The organism is Streptomyces sp. NPDC002787 (genome assembly GCF_053592095.1).
In genome coordinates this window covers 126839-145372 of record NZ_JBSFVC010000006.1, presented here as the reverse complement: position 1 = coordinate 145372, position 18534 = coordinate 126839, and the positions used below count along the sequence as shown (strand labels likewise).

The following is an 18534-nucleotide window of genomic DNA, read 5'->3' as shown; positions in this document are numbered from 1 at the left end:
TGCAGCGCTGCGGCGGCCCTTCCCGTCACACCCCTCGCACCCGGCCGTGGAGCCGGTCGCCGCCGGAGAGGATCGCCGCCGCGAGGGCGTCCGCCGCGCCCGAGGCGGCTCCCGGCCGCCGACCGTGGACGAGGACGAAGTCGACCTCGCCGAGTTCCGGGAGCTCCGCGCGGTCCGGGACCCGGACCAGACCAGGGGGCACCAGGCGACGGGAATGCGCCATCACGCCGAGGCCCGCACGGGCGGCGGCGATGAGGCCGTTGAGGCTGCCGCTGGTGCAGGCGATACGCCAGGCGCGACCCTCGCGCTCCAGCGCCTCCAGGGCCAGGGCGCGGGTGATGCCCGGCGGCGGATAGACGATCAGCGGCACCGGGCGGTCGGGGTCGAGGCGGAGCCGTTCCGCGCCGATCCACACGAGCCTGTCCGTCCAGACGGGTTCGCCGCGCGGGTCCTCCGGGCGCCGCTTCGCCAGCACCAGGTCGAGCTTGCCCGCCGCGAGCTGCTCGTGCAGCGTGCCGGACAGCTCGACGGTCAGCTCCAGGTCCACCTCGGGGTGGTCGTGCCGGAAGGACTCCAGGATCTCCGGGAGCCGGGTGAGCACGAAGTCCTCGGACGCGCCGAACCGCAGCCGCCCGCGCAGCCGGGTCCCGGTGAAGAACGCCGTCGCCTGTTCATGGACGTCGAGGAGCCGCCGGGCGAAGCCGAGCATCGCCTCACCGTCCTCCGTCAGCTCCACGGAGTGCGTGTCCCGCGAGAACAGCTGCCGCCCGGTCGCGTCCTCCAGACGGCGTACGTGCTGGCTGACCGTGGACTGCCGCAGCCCCAGCCGCCGCGCGGCCTGCGTGAAGCTCAGCGTCTGGGCCACGGCGAGGAAGGTACGCAGCTGGGAGGGGTCGTACATAATCTCCAGCCTACTCCGTTATCGAGAGAAACGATTACAGTCAGAGCGGTATGACGGATTCCCGATCACGGGCCGGGAGAGGACCATGGAGAGGGGCCCTCCGGCCCGGCACGCACCCTCATCGAACGTACGTGGAGCACCGTGAAACGCCTGAAGTGGCCGAGTTGGATGCCGATCGACCCGTACATCCTGCTGTTGCTCGGGACGGTGGGCCTCGCGGCGCTCCTCCCGGCGCGGGGTACGGTCGCCGAGGTCGCGTCCGGCGCGTCCACGGCAGCGATCGCCTTCCTCTTCTTCCTCTACGGCGCCCGGCTCTCCACACGCGAGGCCCTCGACGGCGTCAAGCACTGGCGCCTGCACCTCACCGTCCTGGCGTGCACGTTCGTCGTCTTCCCCCTGCTCGGCCTGGCCGCCCGCGGCCTCGAACCGGTGTTCCTGACCCATTCCCTCTACACCGGGCTGCTCTTCCTCACCCTCGTCCCGTCGACCATCCAGTCGTCGATCGCCTTCACCTCGATGGCCCGGGGCAATGTGCCCGCCGCGATCTGCGCGGGCTCCTTCTCCTCCCTCGCCGGCATAGTCATCACCCCGCTGCTCGCGGCGAGCCTCCTGGGCGGCAGCGTCGGGGGCTTCTCCGCCGACTCGCTGCTGAAGATCGTTCTCCAGCTGCTGGTGCCGTTCCTCGCCGGGCAGGTCGCCCGCCGCTGGATCGGCGGCTTCATCACCCGGCACAAGCGGATCCTCGGTCTCGTCGACCGCGGCTCGATCCTCCTCGTCGTCTATGTCGCGTTCAGCGAGGGCATGGTGCGCGGCATCTGGAGCCAGGTCAGCCCGCTGCGGCTCGCCGGGCTGCTGGCCGTCGAGGCCGTGCTGCTCGCGGTGATGCTGCTGCTCACCTGGTACGGCGCCAAGGCCCTGCGCTTCGACCGGGCGGACCGGATCGCCATCCAGTTCGCCGGCTCCAAGAAGTCCCTCGCCTCCGGACTACCCATGGCGAGCGTCCTGTTCGGCGCCGAGGCGTCCCTCGCCGTACTGCCGCTGATGCTGTTCCACCAGATGCAGCTCATGGTCTGCGCGGTCATCGCCAAACGCCGGGCCCACGACCCGGTGGAGCCGGAGGTCACGGAGCGGCGAGACGAAGCGATACGAACCGCGGTCGGTACAGGGACACGTTCCGGGTGATGTTCAGCTGCGCCGCCGCCGCGTCGGCGTCCAGCCAGTTGACGTCGTAGCTGAGCACCAGCCGCCCGTCGCCGACCGCCTTGTGCGCCTGCGGGTTGTACGCCGCCACACCGCTGTTCGGCAGCGGGGGGCTGAATCCCTTGGTGGGCCCGTGCCAGGGCCCCGTCGGGGAGCAGGCCCAATAGGCGGTGACGGTCGTCAGCCCCTCGGTCCCGGCGGCCATGGTGAACAGCACATACGTACGGCCGTCCCGGACGACGGTGAATGCGCTGCCCACCCCCTTGTCCTCCCCGTTCCCGAGCACCGCCGCCGGCCGCCCCCGCACCGCCCACCGCTCGCCGTCCCAGTACTCCCACGCCCCCGGCTCCCCGAGCCGGCCGCGCGGCACCCGGGCGACATACGCGTGCGAGGTCGGCCGGGAGGCCGCCTGGGCGTCGGTGCCGCCGAAGACGTACGTCCAGTCGCCCGCGTCCACGGCCGTCGTACCGAACAGCACCCGCCGGGCCGGATCGGCGACCGACCCCTGGTCCAGCACCGTCGTGATCCCCTCCAGCCGCAGCTCGGGCAGCGACAGCGTGGCCACCTCGGTCGCCGTCGGCACGCCGTAGATCCACGGCGACCGGCCCGCCGTCCGCGTCCACAGCAGCACCCGCAGGACCTTCTCGTCCGAGCCGGGGGAGCGGGGCTCGACCCGGGCGGCCACCGGCCAGCGCCACCGCTGCGGGGCCGGATCCGGGAAGACCGGTGCCGGGAGCGTGGATTCGAGGCGGCCCGAGGAGGACATCACCACGGCCGAGTTGCGCACCAGCGGCGTCGAGACGTCCCGCCACGCCACGGACTCGCCCGCCGGGTTGGGCGGTGGGTGCACCTGGCCCAGATAGGTGTCCGAGAACAGCCACAGCACCCGGCCGTCCGGGAGCCGCACGGAGTGGGTGCCGTCGCCGCCGGTCCAGTCGTCCGTACGGGTCGCGTCGTCGCCGTACCGGGTGAACTCGCCGGTCAGCGAGGTGTCCGGGTCCCAGTCCCGGACCGTGCGGGCCGTGCAGGCGCGGCCGCCCTCCCGGTCGTCGTCCGGGAGGGCGGTCAGCAGCACGGCGGCGAGGGCCAGGACCAGTGCCAGGATCAGGACCGGTCCGGCCCCCGCCCGCTGTCGTGCTCCCGCGTCGTCGGACACGGAAGGGACGTTAGTTGCCTCCGTCCACCCGGTCCATGGGCAGCCAGAGGATCGCGCCCCGCGTCTCGGCGCTCCGGGCGGCGAGCCCGGCCACCTCCGCGTCGCTCAACGCCCGGTCGTGCACTCGCACTTCGTCGATCGCGCCGGTGAAGTGGACCCGGCCGTCGACCCGTTGCCCGATGTGCACCCCGAACGGCGAGTTCCGGCTGACCGATCCGGGGATGTCGGCCGTGCTGAACGGTGTGCCGTCGACGAAGAGGGTGAGCTGCCCTCCGCCCCGCCGCAGCACGAGGTGGTGCCACTCGCCGTCGTTGTACGCGCCCGTGGACCGCACGGACGTCGTCCTGGGCAGCGCGGCCCCGTCCCGCACGGTCATCAGCCCCGTCAGCCGGCCGGCCGCCGGCTCCCCGCGCAGCCACACCTGCGGCTGCGTCGTCCCGACACCGCCCATCCACAGCATCGGCTGCTCCCCGCCGGTGGCCGTGTAACGGAACCAGAGCGAGGCGGTGAAGTCCTTGGTGCCGAGCGGGAGTCGGGAGCGATACGGCAGCCGTACGGCGTCGTCGGCACCGTCGAACTCGACCGCCCCGCCGAACACCCCGTCCGTCGGCCGGGCCCCGCCGAGCACGGCCGCCCGCTTGCCGCCGGGTGCCCTGTCGGGCGTCGTCGGATCCGGGCGTCGGCGCGGCTTCAGCCAGTCCTCGGTGAACCGGGCGAAGCGGATCTCGTCCCGGGCGTCGACCGCGCCGCCCTCGTACAGCAGCCCGACGACATCGTTGCCGCCCGTGCCGCCGTCGATCCGGACCAGGTCCGAGTAGCCGGACCAGTCCGTGGTGACGACGGTGCCCCGGTCCACGCTCTCCCAGGTGCGACCGCCGTCGTAGGAGGAGCGGATCGCCATCGTCCGGCGGCGGTCGGGGTCGGCCGGGCCGGCCAGCAGCATGCGGTCGCCCAGACGCAGCACGGAACCCTGCACCTGCGGCATGTAGAGGTCCGGGAGCGCCCGGAAGGGTTCGGTGAAGGTGGTGCCGCCGTCCCGGCTGACGGTCTGGCTGCGATGGCCGAGGTCGGTGCCGTCCTGCTCGCGCCCGCTGACGAGCACCGTGCCGTCCGCGCGCTCGGCGAGCGTCAGCTCCGACGGTTTCTGCCGGAAGGTGCCTTCGTCCGCGATCGGCCACGAGTCCGTCGCGCCGACCTTCCAGTTCTCCCCGCCGTCGTCGCTGGTCACGAGCGCGGCGTGGTTGGCGGTGATCCGGCCGTCGGCGAACGTCTCGGCGTTGACCCCGAGGACGAGCCGTCCCGCGTGCCGGCCCCGGGTGAGCTGGATGCCGTGCACCGGGCCGGTGGCGTACCACGAGTTCCAGGCGGCCGGGCGGATCTGGTCGCTGAGGCTGCGCGGCTCGGACCAGGTCAGCCCGTCGTCGTCGCTGTACTGCAGATGCGGAGCTCGGTCGCACGGGACGTCGCAGCTCGCGCTGTCCGGGCGGCCCGTGTTGTACGTCTCCGCCAGCACGATCCGGCCGGTCCTGGTGTCCACGACCGGCGCGGGGTTCCCGTGGGTGTCGCCGCCACCCTCGTTGACCACCCGCAGCGGGCCCCAGGTGCGGCCGCCGTCCGTGGACCGCTTGACCACGAGGTCTATGTCGGCAGCGTCCCCACAATTCAGCACGCGGCCCTCGGCGAAGGCGAGCAGGGTTCCCTCGGTCGTCCGGACGATCGCCGGGATGCGGAAGCAGGCGTAGCCGGGGTCCTGGGAGGCCGTGAAGAGGACCTGCTGCTCGAACTCGGCTGCGACGGGCGCTTGTTGGGCCTCGGCTCCGGCGGGGTGGGACAGGGCGAGGAGTGCGGAGGCGGTGACCACCGCGAGGAGGGGGGAGGTGAGGGGGGATCTGAGACGTGCGTGAAGACTCGACGGCACGGTGCGGCCAGCCCTTCATCCGTCTAGGCGATGGGACATAGGACGTCCTATGTCCCACGTGCGGCCACAGACGGTACTTGGGCTCTCAGTGGGCTCACAAGAACCGTGCGTCGGTCGTGACTGGGCGTGTCGTACGACTAGGTGACGATCGGTCAGTGGGGCGCCTGATAGCTCGGGGGTGCGGGTTTCGTGGGCGGGTGCCGGTCCGGTGGGGCTTCTCGCGCAGTTCCCCGCGCCCCTGAAAAGCAGGGGCTGCGCCCCATGCTTTTCGGCCCGCAGGGGCCGTGTCTTTCAAGGGGCGCGGGGAACTGCGCGACCAGCCCCCACCGGACCCGCACCCGGCAACGCACCAGTGGACCAACGACGCGTACCCGGCGGCTGAACCGGCGGAGCCCCCCGGCGCAGGGGGCGCTCCCCGCCGGTGGGGGCTCCGCCGCCGTGTCGCGGGGAGCCGGCTCAGCCCTTCGCGGCCGCGGCCCGCAGAGCGATACGGTGCTCGCCCGCGTACACGTTCATGGAGGCGCCCCGCAGGAAGCCCACCAGCGTCAGCCCGGTCTCCGCCGCCAGGTCGACCGCCAGCGACGACGGCGCCGACACCGCCGCCAGCACCGGTATCCCCGCCATCACCGCCTTCTGCGCCAGCTCGAACGAGGCCCGCCCCGACACCAGCAGCACGGCTCGGGACAGCGGCAGCGACCCGCTCTGCAGGGCCCGTCCCACCAGCTTGTCCACCGCGTTGTGCCGCCCCACGTCCTCCCGTACGTCGAGCAGCTCGCCGTCCTCGCTGAACAGGGCCGCCGCGTGCAGACCCCCGGTCCGGTCGAAGACCCGCTGGGCCGCACGGAGCCGGTCGGGGAGGCTCGCGAGGAGTGCGGGGTCGAGACGGACCGGGGGAGCGTCACCGCCGTGCGTGTCGTCGATGGTCCAGCGGGCGGTCGTACGGACGGCGTCCAGCGACGCCTTGCCGCACAGTCCGCAGGACGAGGTCGTGTAGACGTTCCGTTCGAGAGTGATGTCCGGGACGACGACCCCGGGCGCGGTCTTCACGTCCACCACGTTGTACGTGTTCGACCCGTCCGCGGTCGCGCCCGCGCAGTAGACGATGTTCTGCAGGTCCGACCGCTCGGCGAGCACGCCCTCGCTCACCAGGAACCCCGCCGCCAGCGCGAAGTCGTCGCCCGGGGTGCGCATGGTGATCGCGAGCGGCTTGCCGTTCAGTCGGATCTCCATCGGTTCCTCGGCGACGAGCGTGTCCGGGCGGGTGGAGACCGCGCCGTCCCGGATGCGGATCACCTTGCGTCGTTCCGTGACTCGTCCCATGTCGTGTCTCAGTCCCGGTTCTGTACGTGCTGGTAGCCGAAGCGGCCCTTGATGCAGAGGTTGCCGTGGGTCACCGGGTTGTCGTGCGGCGAGGTGACCTTCACGATCTCATTGTCCTGCACATGGAGTGTGAGGTTGCAGCCCACACCGCAGTACGCGCACACCGTGGTCGTCTCCGTCTGCGCCGACTCGTCCCAGGTGCCCGCCGCCCGCATGTCGAACTCCGACTTGAAGGACAGCGCGCCCGTCGGGCAGACCTCGATGCAGTTGCCGCAGTACACGCAGGCGGAGTCGGTGAGCGGGGCGTCGTGCTCCACGGCGATCCGGGCGTCGAAGCCCCGGCCCGCGACGGAGATCGCGAACGTGTTCTGCCACTGCTCCCCACAGGCGTCCACGCACTTGTAACACAGGATGCACTTGTCGTAGTCCCGCACATAGAGCTCGTTGTCGACCTTGGGTTCCTCGTTCAGCCGGGCCGCGTCCGGGCCGAAGCGGTCCGGTTTCGCCTCGTACTCCTTGATCCACTCGGCGACCCGCGGGGTCGTGGACAGGTCGACCGAGGAGGCGAGGAGTTCGAGGACGATCTTGCGGCTGTGCCGGGCGCGCTCGGTGTCCGTCCGCACCTCCATACCGGGCTCGGCCTCGCGGGAGCAGGCCGGGACGAGGGTCCGGGCCCCCTCGACCTCGACGACACAGACCCGGCAGGCGTTCTTGGGTGTGAGGGTGTCGCCCTGGCAGAGGGTGGGGATGTCCTTGCCGGCCGCACGGCAGGCGTCGAGGATCGTCGAGCCCTCGGGTGCCCGCACCGGCTCCCCGTCGATCGTGAACTCCAACAGCCGTCGCGGCACTCCCAGCGGTATCACGGTCATACGGCGGCTCCGGTAGGACGGGTACGGCGATGCGCGGTCATTCGTACGCCCCCAAGCGGTCGATGGCGGATTCCACGGCGTTCCACGCGGTCTGCCCCAGACCGCAGATCGAGGCGTCGCGCATCGCGCGGCCGACCTCCCTGAGCAGGGCGATGTCCCCGGCAGCCGCCGCGCCGGTCCGCTCGGCGATCCGGTGCAGCGCCTCCTCCTGGCGCACGGTCCCGACCCGGCACGGCACGCACTGCCCGCAGGACTCGTCCCGGAAGAACTCCGCGATCCGCAGCAGCAGCCGGGGCAGCGGGACCGTGTCGTCGAAGGCCATCACGACCCCCGAGCCGAGCGTCGTGCCCGCCTCCCGCGTCCCCTCGAAGGTGAGCGGGATGTCCAGCTCGTCGGGCCGTACGAAGCCGCCGGCCGCGCCGCCGAGGAGGACGGCCCGCAGCCGGTCCCGCACCCCGGCGAGCGTCAGCAGATCGCCGAGTGTCGCGCCGAAGGGCAGCTCGTAGATGCCGGGCCGGTCCACGCTGCCCGACACGCAGAACAGCTTCGGCCCGGTGGAGCGCCCGGTGCCGATCGCCGCGTACGCCGGGGCGCCCCTCGTCAGGATCGGCAGGACGTTCACCAGGGTCTCGACGTTGTTCTCCACGGTCGGCTTGCCGAAGAGGCCCTTCTCCACCGGGAACGGAGGCTTCGAACGCGGCTCGCCCCGATAGCCCTCGATGGAGTTGAACAGGGCCGTCTCCTCGCCGCAGATGTAGGCGCCAGCGCCCCGGCGGATCTCGATGTCGAACGCGTACCCCTGGCCGAGGATGTCGTCGCCGAGCAGCCCCCGGGCGCGGGCCTGGGCGATGGCGTGCTCCAGCCGCCGCAGGGCCCGTGGATACTCGCCCCGCAGATACAGGTACCCCTGGTGCGCCCCGGTCGCGTAGGCCGCGATCGTCATCGCCTCGACCAGGGCGAACGGATCGCCCTCCATGATCACGCGGTCCTTGAAGGTGCCCGGCTCGGATTCGTCCGCGTTGCAGACGAGGTAGTGCGGACGGTCGGGCTGGGAGGCGGTGGCCTGCCACTTCCGGCCGGTGGGGAAGGCGGCGCCGCCCCGCCCGACCAGGCCCGAGTCGGTGACCTCCCGGATGATCCCGGCGGGGCCGAGGTCGAAGGCCCGCCGCAGGGCCATGTAGCCGCCGTGGGCGCGGTAGTCGTCGAGGGAGGCCGGGTCGACGACGCCTACGCGGGCGAGAAGGGTGAGCCCCGGCTGTCCGGCCTGCGGCACCGCCGTGGCGGCCGGGGGCTCCTCGTCCGCCGAGTCCGGCGCGCTCGCCGCGAGCACGGCCGACTCGACGCTCGCCGGCGCCGACACCGCCGTACGCACCGGGTCGCCGGCCTTGATCGCGAGCGCGGCCGGCGCCCGCTCGCACAGCCCCAGACACGGGCTCCGCTCCACGCTCACCCCGCTGCCGAGGCCCAGACGGGACTCGACCCCGGCGCACAGCTCGGCCGCCCCGGCCGCCGCGCACGCCAGGTCGGTGCACACGTGCAGCACGGTCGCCGGGCGCGGCTCGACCGAGAACATCGCGTAGAACGTGGCCACGCCGTACGCCTCCGCCGGGGGCACCGTCAGCCGTCGGCAGAGATAGTCCAGCGCGCCCTCGCTGATCCAGCCGACCCGGTCGTTGATCGCGTGCAGCCCCGGCAACAGCAGGTCACGGCGTTCCCGGGCCTCCCGGCCGCCCCGCGCCCACCGCAGATCGGCGTCGCAACGGTCCGCGCCTTCCCAGGAGGATTCCGGCGGCCCGAGCAGCGCGTCGACGGCCGCCGTCTCCTCGTCCGTGGGCTTGCTGTCACCGAAGTGCAGGTCCACTTGCGTCACCTCACGATGGTCGCGACGGGCAGCTTCTCGATCCGGATCGCCGACGCCTTGAACTCCGCCGTCCCCGCGATCGGGCAGTTCGCCTCGATCGTCAGCTGGTTGGTGTCCACCTCGTCGGGAAAGTGCATGGTCATGAACGCGAGGCCGGGCCGCAGCCCGGTGTCGATCCACACCGGCGCCACGACCGACCCGCGCCGCGAGGACACCTGGACCTCCTCGCCGACCACGACGCCGTAGCGCTCCGCGTCCTCCGGGCACAGCTCGATGTACTCCCCGCGCCGGAGCGGCGAGGCGTAACCACCGCTCTGCACACCGGTGTTGTACGAGTCCAGCCGTCGCCCGGTGGTGAGCCGGATCGGGAACCGCTCGTCCGTCAGGTCCACCGGCGGATCGTGCTGGACGATCCCGAAGGGCGCGGGCCTGCCTCGATCGGCCGGGTCGGGGTCCCACAACCGGCCGTGCAGATAGGTCGGTTCGAGCCTGTCCGTGTCCGGGCAGGGCCACTGGATGCCCTGGTGTTCCTCCAGGCGCTCGTACGTCATCCCGTAGTGGTCCGGCGACACCGACCGCAGCTCGTTCCAGACGGCCTCGGCGTCGGCGTACTTCCACTCGTGCCCGAGCCGGGCGGCCAGGTCGCAGATGATGTCGATGTCCTCGCGGGCCTCACCGGGCGGGGTGACCGCCTTGCGTACGCGCTGAACCCGCCGTTCACTGTTGGTGGTGGTGCCGTCCGTCTCCGCCCATCCGGCGGTCGCGGGCAGCACGACGTCCGCCAGCTCGGCCGTCCTCGTCAGGAAGATGTCCTGGACGACGAGGAAGTCCAGCTCCTTCAGGCGCCGTACGGCCTGCTCGCTGTCGGCCTCGGACTGCGCCGGGTTCTCCCCGATGCAGTACACGGCCTTCAGCGAGCCCTCCTCCATGGCCTCGAACATCTCCGTCAGGTTCAGCCCGTAGTGCGGCTGGATGACGGTGTCCCACGCCGACTCGAACTTCAGCCGGGACTCCGGGTCGAGGATGTCCTGGAAGCCGGGCAGCCGGTTGGGGATCGCGCCCATGTCGCCGCCGCCCTGCACGTTGTTCTGGCCGCGCAGGGGCTGCAATCCGGAGGCGTACCGCCCCACATGGCCGGTCAGCAGCGAGAGGTTGATCAGCGCGCGCACGTTGTCCGTGCCGTTGTGGTGCTCGGTGATGCCGAGGGTCCAGCACAGCTGGGCGCGCTCGGCACGGGCGTACGCGTGCGCCAACTGCCTGATGGCGGCGGCCGGTACACCCGTCACCTTCTCCGCCAACGACAGCGTCCACGGTTCCACGAGCGCCCTGTACTCATCGAAGCCGGTGGTCGCCCGCTCGACGAACGCCATGTTGGCGAGGCCCGCGTGGATGATCTCCCGGCCGATCGCGTGGGCCATCGGGATGTCCGTGCCGACGTTCAGCCCCATCCAGCTCTCCGCCCACTCGGCGGTGGAGGTCCGGCGGGGGTCGACCGCGTACATCCGGGCGCCGTTGCGTATCCCCTTCAGCACGTGCTGGAAGAAGATCGGGTGGGCGAAGCGGGCGTTGGAGCCCCACATGACGATCACGTCGGTGTGCTCGATCTCCTCGTAGGAGGAGGTGCCGCCGCCGGAGCCGAAGGCGGCGGAGAGGCCGGCGACGCTCGGCGCGTGACAGGTGCGGTTGCAGGAGTCGACGTTGTTGGTGCCCATGACCACACGGGCGAACTTCTGCGCCACGTAGTTCATTTCATTGGTGGCGCGGGCGCAGGAGAACATGCCGAAGGCGCCGCGGTTGCGCTCGATGCCGCGGGCCGCCCGATCCAGCGCCTCCTCCCAACTGGCCCGCCGGAAGGGCTCGTCGCGGGAGTCGCGGACGAGGGGATGGGTGAGCCGGGTGTAGGTCTTCGGTTGCCGATTCTGCCGATTCTGCCGATTCTTCACGCGGCGCTCCTCAACGCGAGCAGGTCCGAGATGGCGTGGACGGTGCGGAGGGTGGGCACCTCGACGCCGGTGATGTCCGCCAACTCGACGACGGCGGCGAGGAGGACGTCGAGTTCCAGCGGTTTGCCGCGCTCCAGGTCCTGGAGCGTGGAGGTGCGGTGGTCACCGACGCGTTCGGCGCCCGCCATCCGCCGTTCGATGGAGACACCGACCTCGCAGCCCAGGGCCTCGGCGACCGCGAGCGTCTCGGCCATCATCGTCTCGATGACCTTGCGGGTGCCGCCGTGCAGACACATCTGCCGCATGGTCGCGCGAGCCAGGGCGCTGATCGGGTTGAACGAGATGTTGCCGAGCAGCTTGATCCAGATGTCGCTCCGGATGTCGGGCTCCACCGGACACTTCAGGCCACCGGCCGTCATCGCCTCGCTGAAGTCCCGGCAGCGCTTGGACACACCGCGGTCGGGCTCGCCGACGGAGAACCGGGTGCCTTCCAAGTGCCGTACGACACCGGGCCCTTCGAGCTCGGTCGCCGCATACACGACACAGCCGACGGCCCGTTCGGGCGCGAGCACCGCACTGACCGCGCCGCCGGGGTCCACGCTCTCGAGCCGGTGGCCGTCGTACGGGCCGCCGTGCCGGTGGAAGTACCACCAGGGAATGCCGTTCTGGGCGGCGATCACCGCCGTGGTGCCGTGCAGCAAGGGCTCGATCAGCGGCCCGCACGCCGCGTACGAGTTGGCCTTGAGGCCCAGGAAGACGAAGTCGACCGGCCCGATCTCGGCCGGGTCGTCGGTGGCGTGGGCGCGGGCGGTGAAGTCCCCGCGCGGGCTGAGCACTCGCACCCCGTCCCGCCGCATGGCCGCGAGATGCGGTCCACGGGCGACGAGATGGGTGTCCGCGCCGGCACGGTGGAGCGCCGCGCCGACATAGGCGCCGATCGCACCGGCGCCGAGAACTGCGACTTTCATGGTGAGGGAGCTCCGTTCGGTCGAGGGATACCGCGGAGATGGCACACTGCCGAACTCTGTCGACGAAATATTGTCTACAGTATGGAAGTTGACCCAGCAAGAGTTCACGCACCGGCCCGCCAAGGCATTTGAGACCTCAGTCGTGGGACAGGGTGCGGTGGAGGAGGGGGAGCAGGCGGTCCCAGTGGCGCCGCAGTGCGGAAGGATCGAAGGCCTCGGTGTCGGCCATGGTGAAGCCGTGGACGGTGCCGGGGTAGATCTCGCAGGTGTGGCCGAGACCCGCGGCATCCAGGGCCTGGTGGAGCTCAGCGATGACCTCGGGGGCCATGTCGCCTTCGGCGAGGCCGAGATGGACCTCCGCGCTGAGCTTGGGCACGAGACGGTGCGGGCTGTCGGGCGCGTCGGTGACCACGAAGCCGGGGTGGAACCCTGCGACGGCGGCCACCTGGCCGGGGTGGGCCGCCGCGGTGCGCAGCGCCAACAGGGTGCCGATGCAGTAGCCGGTCACGGCCACCGGTCCGGCGCCGACCTCGGGCTGGGCGGCGAGGAACCGGAGGTAGGCGTCGGCATCACGAAGGACACGTTCGGTGGCGGTGTGTGCCTTGAGCAAGGGCAGCAGTTGGGCGACGACCGCCGGCCGGATCTCCTCCCCGATGTACTCGGGAAGTTCCACCACCGGTGCCGGGCCGTGCCGGTAGTAGAGGTTGGGGACGAGCACGTAGTACCCGTGCTCGGCCAGTTCGCGGGCCATCTCCCGCAGTACGGGCCGCAGACCGAAGGCGTCCGAGTACATCAGCACCCCGGGGTGCCGCTCGCCGCGCTCGGGGAAGGCGGCGAAAGCGTCGGCCTGACCGTCCGTTGTGGGAATCCGCAGCATCTTGGTGGGCATATCGTTCTCCTGTCGTGGTTGATGTGTCGAGCTCGTGATCAACACGACGGAGGCGGAGCCCGCGCGACAGCGCGAGATCCTCGATCGAACAGCGGGCCCGCACCGGCCCACACGGCGCTCAGAAGAGCACCGGGTCACCAATCCGTGTGTGGCGCAAGGCCGTCCCGGTAGTCATAGCGGCAGAGCATAGCCCGCCTGACCAGAGGGCCTGGCCTGGCTCGAAGGCGGAAGTGGCCGGGGAACGACCGTTCGGCGCGCGGCGGATACCGCTCACCGCTACGGTCGACGCGCCGCCTTCTCAACTCCCCTGTCACTCCCTACCGTCCGGGATCATGAGTCCCCCCGTCGCACCCCCGGGTTGGAGCCGCTGGCTCGTCCCCCCGGCCGCGCTCTCCGTCCATCTCTCCATCGGACAGGCCTACGCCTGGAGCGTCTTCAAGCCGCCGCTCGAATCCGCGCTCGGCCTCAGCGGCACCCAGAGCGCGCTGCCCTTCCAACTCGGCATCGTCATGCTGGGCCTGTCCGCCGCGTTCGGCGGAACACTCGTCGAGCGCAACGGGCCGCGCTGGGCGATGACCGTCGCGCTGATCTGCTTCTCCTCCGGCTTCCTGCTCGCCTCGCTCGGCGCGGCCACCGAGCAGTACTGGCTCATCGTCTTCGGCTACGGATTCGTCGGCGGCATCGGCCTCGGCATCGGCTACATCTCGCCCGTCTCCACCCTGATCAAGTGGTTCCCGGACCGGCCCGGCATGGCCACCGGCATCGCGATCATGGGCTTCGGCGGCGGCGCGCTCATCGCCTCGCCGTGGTCCGCCCAGATGTTGGAGTCCTTCGGCGCCGACTCCTCCGGCATCGCCCTGGCCTTCCTGGTGCACGGACTGTCGTACGCCGTGTTCATGCTGCTCGGTGTGCTGCTGGTCCGGGTGCCGCGCACCGAGAAGCCGGTCGACAGCGGACCGAGTGTCCTCCAGGGCCCGCAGGTCTCGGCCCGCAACGCCATCCGCACCCCGCAGTTCTGGTGCCTGTGGGTCATTCTCTGCATGAACGTGTCCGCGGGCATCGGCATCCTGGAGAAGGCCGCCCCGATGATCACGGACTTCTTCGCCGACTCCTCCACCCCGGTCTCCGTGACCGCGGCCGCCGGCTTCGTCGCCCTGCTCTCCGCGGCCAACATGACCGGCCGTATCGTCTGGTCGTCGACGTCCGACCTGATCGGGCGCAAGAACATCTACCGCGTCTACCTGGGTGTGGGCGCGCTGATGTATCTGCTGATCGCGCAGTTCGGCGACGCCTCCAAGCCGCTGTTCATCGTCTGCGCCCTGGTGATCCTGTCCTTCTACGGCGGTGGGTTCGCCACGATCCCCGCCTATCTGAAGGACCTCTTCGGCACCTACCAGGTCGGCGCGATCCACGGCCGGCTGCTCACCGCGTGGTCCACGGCCGGTGTCCTCGGACCGCTGATCGTCAACTGGATCGCGGACCGGCAGGAGGAGGCGGGCAAGTCCGGCTCCGACCTCTACGGCATGTCCTTCTTCATCATGATCGGGCTGCTGGTGATCGGCTTCGCCGCCAACGAACTGGTCCGGCCGGTCCACCCCCGCTTCCACATCCCCGCCCCGAGGGAGGCCGCCGATGTCGTCCAGCGACAGCAGCCCGAATCCGCCTGACCGGCGGCCGTTGATCATCTTCGCCTGGGTGTGGGTGGGAGTTCCGCTCACTTACGGACTGTACGAACTCGTGCGGAAGGCCACGCAGTTGTTCACCGGGTGAGTGCTCCGACCGGGCTGTTCCGATGCCGGGACCCGGCATCGGAACAGCCCGGTGGGTCCCACGGCGACGGGGTCACCCGAACCGCAGGATCCGCGGGGCGAAGGTGTTCTCGGGGCCGTTGGCGCGGCCGACCGACCACACCGTCTCCGAGCCCGGCACCGGCGCCAGCTGCAGCGTCCTGGAGTCACCCTCCCCGGCCACCGCCGGTTCGCTGTGCTCGGTGAACGACTGTCCGTTCCAGGCGAGGAAATCCGGCCCGGGGACCCACGGGGGAGTGCTGCCCGGCGGGCCCCACTTCTGCGAGCGGGCCACCGCGACCCAGCCCAGCCCGCCGGACGTCGTGGGCGCCAGTGACGTGATCCCGCCGAAGTCGGTGGGCACGGTCACCCGGCTCCACGCCTGCCCGTCGAAGCGGACCAGCAGGGGCGGAATCGGCCGGCCCACCGGGCCACCGACGAACCCGGCCGTACCACCCGCCCACACCTCCGTCGGCGACACCGCCAGCACACTGCCCACGGCCGACCGCGGGAACCCCTCCACGATCGTCTGCCGCCACGACTGCCCGTCCCAGTGCGACACGGCCGCACCGGAGGCGGTTTCGCCCGCGGCCCAGACGTCGTCGGCCGCCAGGATGTGCAGTCCGTACACGGCTCCCGGCGGCACCGGCACGTCCCGCCAGCCCCGCCCGTCCCAGCGCAGCAACGCCTGCGCGCCGTCCCGCGAACCGATCAGCCAGGTCTCACCGCCGCCGGTGACGACCTTGGTCAGTACGACACCGCGCGGCGGCCGGCTCTCGGACCAGGCCGTGCCGTCGAAGCGGAGCAGGTGGGCGCCGCCCGCCGAGTCGCGGCCGACCGCCCAGACCGCGCTCGGTGAGGTCGCGGCGACGGACAGCAGCTCTCCCTGCCAGCCGACCCCGGGCAGACTCTGGCGCTGCCACGCGGTTCCGTCCCAGCGCAGCATCAGCGGGAAGCCCGGCGCCTCGCGACCGACGGCGTCGGCGCCCACCGCCCACGCCCGGTCCGGCCCGAACGCCACGGCCTCGTTCAGCCCGGCCTGGGGGCGGACCTGTGCCGGGACCGGAACGTGCTGCCAGGACAGGGTTTCTGCCGCGGCCGAGGTCATGAGGGTCACCATGGTCATGGCGACGGCGAGCGCCGTGACGAGAAGTCGGCGTGCCATGGTCAGCCTCCCAGCCGCTCGCTCATCAGATTCGGTTTGGAGCCGTAGATCTCGACGGTGCCGAAGGACAGCAGTGAGGACCCGGCGCGCGCCAGCACACGCGGTTTGACGTCGATCGCGCTCGTGCGCTCCGGACCGTAGGAGTAGGTCGTGCGACGGCCGTCCAGCCGCGCGTACTTCGACTGGAACGCGCGGTCACTGCGCACCGGCAGCCACAGCGCGCCGTCCGGGCCGCGCACCAAGGCCTCCGTGTACGTGTCGCCCAGCGGTGGGTAAGTGGTGCGCCAGGCACGCCCGTCGAAGGTCATCAGGTAGGTGCGGGCCACGCCCTCGGTGTACTGACTGCCGCCGATCGTGACCCGGCCGGACGGTTCGGGCAGGATCGTGTGCACGTTGCTGTTCGGCGGCAGCGACACCTTCGCGTCCCGCCACGCCGTGCCGTCCCAGCGCAGGACGGTGGTCCCGGTGGTGGTGTCCGCCCAGGCCCACACGTCGGTGGCGGTACGCGCGGTGATCCCCATCAGGTACAGCACACCGTCCGGGGTGGACTGGGTGGTCCAGCCGGAACCGTCGTAGTGCAGCACCTTGAGCCCCGTGTCGTCCTCACCGACCACCCACGCGGCCCCCGCTACCGCCGTGAAGTCCTGGTAGATCCGCAGGGTCTGCGGCAGCGGGACGGCACTCCACCCTCCCGCCGACCGGCGCAGGATCTCTCCCACCCCCGCGCGGTTGTGGAAGATCCACGCCTCCTCGCCGACGAACCGCACCTTGCCGAGCCAGCCCAGGTCATCGGCGCCGGGGAACGTCGTGTCCCGGCTCCACGCCGTGCCGTCCCACCGGTACAGCATCGGCCGCACGCCGTCGGCGGCGTGCTCGTACCCGGTCGCCCATGCCTCGCCCCGCCCGCGGGTGGCGAGATCGGACACGGTCACCGGCGGGGCCGCCGCCGGGACCGGCAGCGCCGACCAGCTCGGTGTCGCGGCCGCGGCCGGAGTCGCAGCCGTGGCCGGTGTCGCGGCGGCGGTCGGCGACACCACCCCGGCACACGCCATCACAAGGCAGACGATGACCGCACGGAGACCGTTCACGAGACCCCCCAGAGCGCGAAGGTCGCACACGCTATTGGCGTTCACCACCCGTGAACAGACGGCATTCGGCCGATCCCGCTTCCCTCTGAAGGCCCACTGTGTCAACCGTGTCAGGAAGCTCCTGCAGCCACGAGCGCGGCGCAGCGACGTTCCGTCAGGCGGATCATGTGACAGGACGTCGGCTGCGGCTCGGGCCCCTGTCCGCCGCACTGCGCGACCGCGGTGCCGTCGTCACCGGCATCGACGCCGGCGCCGGGATGCCGGCGTTGGCGGCGGCTCGGTGACGACGTGTGCTCTGCACGTGGCGGACTTGAGCGACCTCTGCCGTTCGGCTGAGGTTCTGGCGCAGGCCGTTGCACGCGATGTCCGATGCCTTCACCACCGCCGGCTTCCGTGTTGCCGTCATCAGCGAACCGCAGCCCGACCCGGCAGCCCGTGAGCTGTTCCCCGACGACTTCCACGACCTTTCGACCAAGACCTGCTTCCTGTTCCTCGTCGTCGAGGTCCCGCCGTCGGCCGCGGGCACGGACGACCAGCCAGTCGCGGAGCGTGGGCCTCGTCAGCAGGTCGGCCGGGTCGGCCCCGTGCGAACAGCGCCCCATGGCCGACGCGGCGGCGGTTTCATGGGGCAGGCCTGGGATCGATCCACAACGCCTCGGAGCGGGCGCACAGTTCACCCTCGGCCGTAGCGAGCGCCACGCCCATCATGTGCTTGCGGCCGGACTCCGACAGCAGCCACGCGTACACGATGTACGGCTCACCCGCGGCGACCGGCCGCAGAATCGTGCCCGTGAGGGTCGCGGTGACCGCGCCCGGGCGCTGGGTGCCCAGGAAGCGGCCCGCCCAGTTACCGGGGCAGTCCAGGGCGCCCCAGACCAAGTGGGCCGGGAGCAGGCCGTCCGGGTCGGCGAAGACTCGGGGCGGGACCCAGGCGGAGGCCACGAGGCCGAGATCCGGCACCGGTGTGCAGTGCACACGCAGGCCGCGATCAGCCGTACGCAGGCCGCAGCCGAAGCAGTCGACCACACCCGGCGGCGGCGCCGCCCGGAACCTCTCGGACGCGGCGGCCGCCTCGTCCCAGGAGGGCGCGGCCGGCACGTCGAGCGGCAACTCGGCCGGGCGCGCGGCGGCAAGGGGCCGCTCGGCCTCGCCCAACTCCACACCCCCACCCGCCGTTTCGGCGATCCGCACCGGCACCCCGACCGGCACCGGCCCCCGGAAGTCCACCTGTACGGTCCGCGCCCCCGACCTCTCCGCCAACACGCCGGCGACGTAGCCGCCGAAGGCCACCTTGGGGTAGCCGACGTACAGCTCCGGCACCACGATCGCGTCACTCGTCGTCATGATCCCCACTCCACCACACCCCGGCGACCGTCAGTGGGGCCGCAAGGCCGGGTTGTGCGCGTCGGTTTCGAGGCGTTCAGGGCGCTGAAGCGCAGCGGCCCGGCCGTGAGGATGCCGATCACCGG

At 71.5% G+C, this 18534-nt stretch carries 15 protein-coding genes; 3 read left to right on the top strand and 12 right to left on the bottom strand.

Annotated elements, in window-relative coordinates; genetic code table 11:
* Nucleotides 1-25: 25 nt before the first annotated feature.
* The gene (locus ACWD26_RS10385; protein WP_451268248.1) at nucleotides 26-901 is read right to left on the bottom strand and encodes a LysR substrate-binding domain-containing protein; all 876 of its coding nucleotides are present in this window, start codon (nucleotides 899-901) and stop codon (nucleotides 26-28) included.
* 141 nt (nucleotides 902-1042) lie between these two features.
* Here ACWD26_RS10385 and ACWD26_RS10380 point away from each other — a divergent pair, with 141 nt between their 5' ends.
* Complete coding sequence (locus ACWD26_RS10380) at nucleotides 1043-2083, top strand: bile acid:sodium symporter family protein (RefSeq protein ID WP_451268246.1); 1041 nt, start codon at nucleotides 1043-1045, stop codon at nucleotides 2081-2083.
* Here ACWD26_RS10380 and ACWD26_RS10375 read toward each other — a convergent pair.
* The 8 genes from ACWD26_RS10375 to ACWD26_RS10340 form a co-directional block, all read right to left on the bottom strand.
* Nucleotides 2022-3257, bottom strand: coding sequence for a hypothetical protein (locus ACWD26_RS10375; RefSeq protein WP_451268244.1), 1236 nt, complete (start codon nucleotides 3255-3257; stop codon nucleotides 2022-2024). The two genes, ACWD26_RS10380 and ACWD26_RS10375, sit on opposite strands and share 62 nt — an antisense overlap.
* A gap of 10 nt (nucleotides 3258-3267) precedes the next feature.
* A complete protein-coding gene (locus ACWD26_RS10370; protein WP_451268242.1) occupies nucleotides 3268-5175 on the bottom strand; it encodes an exo-alpha-sialidase in 1908 nt (635 codons plus the stop codon).
* Nucleotides 5176-5631: 456 nt separating this feature from the next.
* The gene (gene fdhD / locus ACWD26_RS10365) at nucleotides 5632-6495 is read right to left on the bottom strand and encodes a formate dehydrogenase accessory sulfurtransferase FdhD (RefSeq protein WP_451268240.1); all 864 of its coding nucleotides are present in this window, start codon (nucleotides 6493-6495) and stop codon (nucleotides 5632-5634) included.
* An 8-nt stretch (nucleotides 6496-6503) separates the two neighbouring features.
* On the bottom strand, nucleotides 6504-7364 hold the full coding sequence (locus tag ACWD26_RS10360; protein ID WP_451268238.1) for a 2Fe-2S iron-sulfur cluster-binding protein: 861 nt from the start codon (nucleotides 7362-7364) through the stop codon (nucleotides 6504-6506).
* 37 nt (nucleotides 7365-7401) lie between these two features.
* A complete protein-coding gene (locus ACWD26_RS10355) occupies nucleotides 7402-9225 on the bottom strand; it encodes an NAD(P)H-dependent oxidoreductase subunit E (RefSeq protein WP_451268560.1) in 1824 nt (607 codons plus the stop codon).
* Between the two features lie 5 nt (nucleotides 9226-9230).
* A complete protein-coding gene (locus ACWD26_RS10350; protein WP_451268236.1) occupies nucleotides 9231-11168 on the bottom strand; it encodes a molybdopterin oxidoreductase family protein in 1938 nt (645 codons plus the stop codon).
* On the bottom strand, nucleotides 11165-12136 hold the full coding sequence (locus ACWD26_RS10345) for a 2-dehydropantoate 2-reductase (protein ID WP_451268234.1): 972 nt from the start codon (nucleotides 12134-12136) through the stop codon (nucleotides 11165-11167). Before ACWD26_RS10345 ends, ACWD26_RS10350 begins: the two co-directional genes overlap by 4 nt.
* A gap of 136 nt (nucleotides 12137-12272) precedes the next feature.
* The gene (locus ACWD26_RS10340; protein WP_451268232.1) at nucleotides 12273-13025 is read right to left on the bottom strand and encodes a dienelactone hydrolase family protein; all 753 of its coding nucleotides are present in this window, start codon (nucleotides 13023-13025) and stop codon (nucleotides 12273-12275) included.
* 332 nt (nucleotides 13026-13357) lie between these two features.
* On the opposite strand from ACWD26_RS10340, the gene ACWD26_RS10335 reads away from it, so the two are divergent.
* Both ACWD26_RS10335 and ACWD26_RS10330 read left to right on the top strand, forming a co-directional pair.
* Nucleotides 13358-14692, top strand: a complete 1335-nt coding sequence (locus ACWD26_RS10335) for an OFA family MFS transporter (RefSeq protein ID WP_451268230.1) — start codon at nucleotides 13358-13360, stop codon at nucleotides 14690-14692.
* Entirely contained in the window at nucleotides 14658-14795 is a 138-nt protein-coding gene (locus ACWD26_RS10330) for an MFS transporter small subunit (protein ID WP_419595538.1), read from the top strand. Before ACWD26_RS10335 ends, ACWD26_RS10330 begins: the two co-directional genes overlap by 35 nt.
* Nucleotides 14796-14867: 72 nt before the next feature.
* On the opposite strand, the gene ACWD26_RS10325 is transcribed toward ACWD26_RS10330, so the two are convergent.
* From ACWD26_RS10325 to ACWD26_RS10315, 3 genes are all read right to left on the bottom strand, one after another.
* The gene (locus ACWD26_RS10325; RefSeq protein WP_451268228.1) at nucleotides 14868-15977 is read right to left on the bottom strand and encodes a hypothetical protein; all 1110 of its coding nucleotides are present in this window, start codon (nucleotides 15975-15977) and stop codon (nucleotides 14868-14870) included.
* A gap of 2 nt (nucleotides 15978-15979) precedes the next feature.
* Nucleotides 15980-17065, bottom strand: a complete 1086-nt coding sequence (locus ACWD26_RS10320) for a hypothetical protein (protein ID WP_451268226.1) — start codon at nucleotides 17063-17065, stop codon at nucleotides 15980-15982.
* Nucleotides 17066-17686: 621 nt separating this feature from the next.
* A complete protein-coding gene (locus ACWD26_RS10315; protein WP_451268224.1) occupies nucleotides 17687-18409 on the bottom strand; it encodes a hypothetical protein in 723 nt (240 codons plus the stop codon).
* Between the last annotated feature and the right edge of the window lie 125 nt (nucleotides 18410-18534).